The sequence below is a fragment of the Pseudolactococcus plantarum genome (assembly GCF_002441715.1).
GTDB lineage: Bacteria > Bacillota > Bacilli > Lactobacillales > Streptococcaceae > Pseudolactococcus > Pseudolactococcus plantarum.
In genome coordinates this window covers 177967-184329 of the sequence record NZ_JXJX01000003.1, presented here as the reverse complement: position 1 = coordinate 184329, position 6363 = coordinate 177967, and the positions used below count along the sequence as shown (strand labels likewise).

4 protein-coding genes are annotated in these 6363 nt (G+C 37.8%); all 4 read right to left on the bottom strand.

The window, feature by feature from the left end; genetic code table 11:
* Window positions 1-96: 96 nt before the first annotated feature.
* Window positions 97-1416 (bottom strand): MFS transporter, encoded by a 1320-nt coding sequence (locus tag RU87_RS02875; protein ID WP_068160592.1) that lies wholly within the window; start codon window positions 1414-1416, stop codon window positions 97-99.
* A gap of 539 nt (window positions 1417-1955) precedes the next feature.
* A complete protein-coding gene (locus RU87_RS02870; protein ID WP_068160141.1) occupies window positions 1956-2981 on the bottom strand; it encodes a diacylglycerol kinase in 1026 nt (341 codons plus the stop codon).
* On the bottom strand, window positions 2978-4945 hold the full coding sequence (gene ligA, locus RU87_RS02865) for an NAD-dependent DNA ligase LigA (RefSeq protein ID WP_068160144.1): 1968 nt from the start codon (window positions 4943-4945) through the stop codon (window positions 2978-2980). Before ligA ends, RU87_RS02870 begins: the two co-directional genes overlap by 4 nt.
* Window positions 4887-6233, bottom strand: coding sequence for an MATE family efflux transporter (locus tag RU87_RS02860; protein ID WP_068160146.1), 1347 nt, complete (start codon window positions 6231-6233; stop codon window positions 4887-4889). Before RU87_RS02860 ends, ligA begins: the two co-directional genes overlap by 59 nt.
* Between the last annotated feature and the right edge of the window lie 130 nt (window positions 6234-6363).

Here is a 6363-nt window from a genome sequence, read left to right as displayed (position 1 = left end):
TGTCAACCACTTTTTTAACTTTTTTCACAAGGAAAAACAAATTTAAAAGTAAAAGGATATCCTGTCTATGTCAGTGACAGGATATCCTTTTATGTACTAAGATTGTGTTGGTTTTGAAAATATCCGTAAACAGCCAATAAAAGCGACACCCATTAAAGCTAATATAAAGAACATAGCAAGCTTAGAGCCAAGTGTTGTAGAAGCTTGTAATGGTAGGTGACTATTTTTTTGCACGACATTAATGATTACAGCAACAACTGCTGTAGCGACTGCTCCTGCAAATTGTTGCAAGGTATTGAAAATTGCATTACCATCATTTTGTAGTGTTTTAGAAACTTGATTCATCCCTACAGTCATAAGGTTACTATAACAAAGTCCGATACCTATCATATAAAAAATATGACCGCAAACAATACCTAAAGACCCGATTGTCCCCAAGAAGGTACTTAGCATCCCCCAGCCAATCATTGTAATGATGATACCGATTAAAATAGGGCGTTTAGCACCATATAGATCATGAATTTTACCTGAAATCGGTGCGAGTATAGCACCTATTATAGCTCCTGGAATCATGACCAGACCAGATTCAAAAGCAGAACCATTTTTTACGATTTGAATATAATTAGGCACGATAAACGAAATACCTAACAACATCATTTGACAAATCAAAAAAGCAAATAAGAACAGTCTGAATTGACGATTACCTAGTAAAGATAAATCAATCAGAGGTGATGTATTCTGCTTAGAAGCACGGTAGAAAATAAGACCTCCTATGACTGTAATCGCCAGATAGGCTAAACTCCAAAATGTTTCAAGATTACTCAAAAAACAAAGTGCCCCACTAAAAACCAAGGTAATGCCGATTAAGCCTAACCAATCTAATTTATCCTCAGTTTTAACCGGAATTTTTGGAATAGCATATAGCCCAACGATTAAAGATAAAACGACAATGGGAATGAGTAACAAAAAAATACTGTGCCATGTATAATTTGTCGACAGAATACCACCATAGGTAGGACCTATGGCTGGTGCAACCGATGTAATTAAAAATCCAAGCCCAATCATCGTGCCTCTCTTATGTATCGGTGCATAAGTTAGAATGATATGAAACATGAGTGGTAGCGCAATACCCGTCGCCAGTCCTTGAAAGAACCTCCCGAGTAATAAAATACCAAATGATGGGGCCAACATATCTGATAGTAACCCAACAAAGAACATGACATTTGCAAATATAAACAAATATCTAAGTGGGAATTTTTTGATCAAATAACTTGATAGCGGCACTGTAATGGATATGACAAGTAAATAAATCGTTGTGATCCACTGAATACTTGCAGTAGATACATTGAATTCAGACATTAATGTTGGAAATGTGACACTCATCGCCGTTTCAATTAAAACACCACAAAATGACATAATACCACTAGCTAACACGGCTAAACTTAGTTTGACTTCTTTTTCTTTTTGCAATTTTACACCCCTTAATACTATAGTCAGTAACGCTATCGCAAAACAAAATAAAAAGAGGGATTTCTATTTCTAGAAACCGCCTCTATTTCGGCAAATTAAACATATCATGATCACTACACAGACAAAACAAAATGCTAACGCTGTTAGTCATATTTTATACGCGTTTTAGTTGATCAATGAATCTATTCAAAGTGCTATCTGTACGATTGATACTCTATTAATTTAACATATTTTATTAAAAAACGCAACGTTCTTAACAAACTATTTTCTCATTTTTATTTTTTTGTATCATCAGTTTGTCCACTTAATCTTAGGTAATGTTTAGATATGGCTGTATTTAGCAGACGTATCTAGCTGTTTAAAAGAAAAGTATGAGAGTCGCACCCGCGCACATATTAGTACGGCTAATCAATTTCCAAGCCATCTCCTTAAACCACTGGAGTAACTTTTATCACGAAACTAAAACAAGTTGTGTCAGTGTCAGATTAGTCTTGTGTCTCTTCTGTCTCTTCTGCCTCTTTTGTCTTCTCAGCTTCTTTAGCAAATTTACTAGCCACGGCTTCCAATACTAAATCAGCTTCATCTCCGATATAATTATCATCACTAATTTCATCAAGATTAGCAAACATTTCAATATGATTCTTTAGATTAGTTAAAACGATGGGCGCATCGCCACCATACTCACCATCAAGATTGATCATCATCTTATCTTTTGATAAGGGATGGATCTTAATTTTACTTGTTTTAATGTATTCAATTTTTTTGTCATCGATGTGCTTCCCACCATTGAGCACTAAACCAATCAAACGAATCATTTCAAAAAGGTTAGCTGTTTTAACCAAAATAAGCGTAAAGAGGCCATCATCTAATTGGGCATCAGGTGCTATCTGTTCAAATCCACCAACAGAATTTGTCAGCGCAGCAAAAAACATCGAAATTTCGCCTTCAAAGACACCTTCATCATGTGTGATTTTAATCGGTACAGCTTTAACCCGTGGCAACAACTCAGCACCCTTAGCCAAATAGGCTAGATAGCCAAATGCGGTTTTTAATTGAGACGGCACACTATAGGTCAACTCTGTAAGCGAGCCACCTGCTGCAATGTTGATGAAATAATGATCTTTTTGCGCACGCCCAATATCCATATTAAGCGTCTGGTTTTTTCCAATAATTTTAGCAGCTGCAACTGGGTTATTTCTTGGAATTTTTAAGGCACGTGCAAAATCATTTGTCGTACCAGCCGGAATAATCGCTAATTTAGGACGTTTTCTTAAAGGTGCAATGCCATTCACCACCTCATTAATGGTACCATCACCACCTGCTGCGATAATCAGTTCATACCCTGCCTTGGCAGCTCTTCTAGCTTCATTTTTAGCAGAGTTTTCATCAGAAGTCGTTGCAAATGTCGACGTTTCATGACCAAAATTTTCGAGTACATCTAAAATTTCAGCAATGTTTTTCTTCATTGTTTCTTGACCTGATGTTGGATTATAAATTAATCTTGTCTTCATAAGTTAATTAACTCCTCTTCTGTCCAAATCTCGATACCTAGTGCTTGGGCTTTGGTAAGTTTACTACCTGCATCTGATCCAGCTACTACAATATCTGTATTTTTAGACACACTGCCACTAACATTTGCACCAAGATTCTCTAACTTTTCCTTAGCTTGTACACGAGTCAACTGAGACAGTTTTCCTGTCAATACAACAGTTTTACCTGATAGTAGTGCATCATCTCGTTTTACTGGACCTAGATAATCAAAATTCACACCTGCTGCTTTAAGTTCTGCTAATAACTTTGTCGTCCCATCTAATGCAAAATATTTGGTAAGACTTTCAGCTAATACTGTACCAATACTCGAAATAGCAGATAACTCTTCAACCGTAGCAGCAGCAATATGATCTAAATTAGTCAGTTTTTCAGCAATTATCTTGGCACCTTTGGCACCAACATGACGAATCCCCAACCCAAAAATTAATTTTTCAACTGAATTTTCCTTAGAAGCTTGGATAGACTGATACAATTTTTCTGCTGATTTTTCCTTCACTTTATCTAGTTTTAAAAGATCTTCAACAGATAGTTGATACAGATCAGCTACATCCTTAATGAGTTGTTTGTCAAAAAGTTGTGTCACAACAGCAACACCCAGTCCTGTGATATTCATGGCTGAGCGACTAGCAAAATGAATTAATTTTTCTCTAAGTTGTGCTGGGCACAACGGATTAATACATCTTAGCGCTACCTCATCTTCGAAATGTTGTAACTCTGATTGGCAAGCCGGACATACTGTTGGGATAGCTAGTGGTTTCGTACGCTCTGCTCGTTTGTCAAAAAGGACACGCTGCACCGCTGGAATAATATCGCCAGCTTTATAGATGACAACTTTATCTCCTATTCGGATATCTTTTTCTTTAATATAGTCGACATTATGCAAAGTCGCACGTGCTACTTTTGTTTGCGCGAGTAAAACAGGCGTCATGTTAGCCGTCGGTGTTACTACGCCAGTTCGACCGACTGTCCAATCTACACTCAAAATTTCTGTTTCAGCAAGTTCTGCTGGAAATTTATAAGCAATAGCCCATTTAGGGAATTTTACGGTAAACCCTAATGTTTCTTGTTGACTAAGCTGATTCACTTTAATCACAACACCATCGATATCATAAGGCAATGTATCACGTTGTGCGGCAACCTTTTCGATAAAGTCCCAAATTTCAGTCATATTTTTTGCAAAAACACGCTGTGTATTCACAACTAAGCCTTGTGATGCTAAATAATCTAATACTTCTGCTTGTGTATCGTTTGTTGCTGGACTAGCTTCTTGATAAAGAAAAGTTGCCAGACCACGCTTTGCAACAACCTTAGTATCTAGCTGTCTTAGCGTACCTGCTGCCGCATTACGAGGGTTAGCAAATGCAGGGAGTCCCTCTTCTTCACGCGCTAAATTTAGCTTTTGGAAATTTTTACGCGGTAAGTAAGCCTCACCCCTGACAACAATATTAATCGGATCTTTTAGTACCAAAGGCACATCTTTGATGCGCTTGACTTGTTCAGTAATATTTTCACCGATACTACCATCTCCCCTAGTTGCAGCAACCTGAAGCATCCCATTCTCGTATACCAACGACAGAGATAGGCCATCAATTTTCAGTTCACAAATATATTCAGGCTGCGCGATTTGTTTACGGACACGTGCATCAAAAGCTTCCAGTTCCTCACGAGAAAAAGCATCCTGTAAGCTATAGAGTTGATAGTCATGGCGATATTTTTCAAACCCACTTAATACAACATCACCTGTTCGATGTGTTGGAGAGTCAGCACGTACTAACTGAGGATTATCTTTTTCTAAACCCACTAACTCACGATATAGCCGATCATATTCTGCATCTTCGACTGATGGGTTATCTAGTGTATAGTATTCATGGGCATATTGATTCAGTTGCTCTGTTAATTTCTTGATTTCTAATTCGACGTTCATATACCAATTTTAACACAATTAACCGAAAAATATTATCCAAAACAGTCGCCAGCCAAACACCCCAAATTCCTAGTCCTAAAATCGTTCCCAAAATCCAGGCAAAACCAATACGTACGATCCACATACCAAACATAGTCGCATAAAAAGGTGTCTTTGCATCCCCCATTGCCTGTAGTGTAGCGGCATAGATAATGACACCTGCGACAACTGGTTCACTGACAAACGAGATTAAAATGACGACATGTGCTGCTGAAAGTGCTAAAGTATCTGAAGTGAAAGAGTGTAGGATGATAGGAGACAATAAGAAAATTAGCCCACCAAGTACTGTACTCATGACGGCAGTAATCAAAAAAGACGTTTTGGTTAACCGACGAATGGCACGCGTATTTTGCGCACCAAAGGCTTGTGCTACTAAAATACTAGCGCCAGTTGCAAATCCAAAAGCAGGCAGATAGTTATAAGCTGTAATTGTTTCACCAATCGCATTGCCTGCGAATATTTTTGCACCATAGCCAATCAGAAATATAAAGATGATCACATCACCTAATCTCATCATCAATCGTTCACCCATAATCGGAATCGCGCGTCTCACTATTTCAGACTGCCAAATTCTAGGTTGCCATTTGAAACAAGTTTTATCTAAGGCATGTGATGTTTTTTGTAACTGATGCAATAACAACCCGACACCTATCAATCTTGCCAACACTGTACCAATCCCAGCCCCTAATATACCAAGTTTAGGAAAGCCAAATAACCCAAAAATCAAGATACTATCCAACACAAAATTCAAGATGTTGACGATAATATTCACTCTCAAAGGTATTCTTGGATGTCCGGCTGTTCTGACTAATTGCCCTAAAATCGTCATCAATACAATCAAGATACTCGTCCCTGCTACGACTTTAAAAAAGACAATACCTTGTTGTAAAACAGCTCCTTTAGCACCCATCGCACTTAAAATAGGGTGTGCAAAAAGTAACGATAGCACAGAAATCAAAACCCCAGTGACAAGTGTTAAAAAAAACGAACTTTGGACTGACTTGCTTACCTCGGACGTATTTTTGGCACCGTGGGCATTTGAGACAACTGTAGCTACTGCGACAGCTAAAGCGAAAAAAACGGCTTGATAAATGGCAAGGACACCATTCACAAGACTTACTGCAGAAACTGCTGTTAACGATAGCTTAGCGATGAGTAGCCCATCAACAAAGCCAACTGTTGTCTGTAACACATTTTCACCTATAGCAGGTAAAGCATAATCAATTAATTTACGCGTATCTTTATTCATGGGTTACTTTCTATAAATAAAAACCGGTTAACCGGTTTTAGAGTTGTGATGTGAGTTAGTTTATACGATGTGATTGCTTTCTCATAAATGAGATGTTTAAAATTTATTATACAGCATCTTAACCTGTTTC

Excerpts from the sequence above, each read along its gene's own strand:
- RU87_RS02870 (WP_068160141.1), bottom strand. The coding sequence starts at position 2,981 with ATGAAGACAAGATTAATTTATAATCCAACATCAGGTCAAGAAACAATG.
- RU87_RS02860 (WP_068160146.1), bottom strand. The coding sequence starts at position 6,233 with ATGAATAAAGATACGCGTAAATTAATTGATTATGCTTTACCTGCTATA.
- ligA (WP_068160144.1), bottom strand. The coding sequence starts at position 4,945 with ATGAACGTCGAATTAGAAATCAAGAAATTAACAGAGCAACTGAATCAA.
- RU87_RS02875 (WP_068160592.1), bottom strand. The coding sequence starts at position 1,416 with ATGTCATTTTGTGGTGTTTTAATTGAAACGGCGATGAGTGTCACATTT.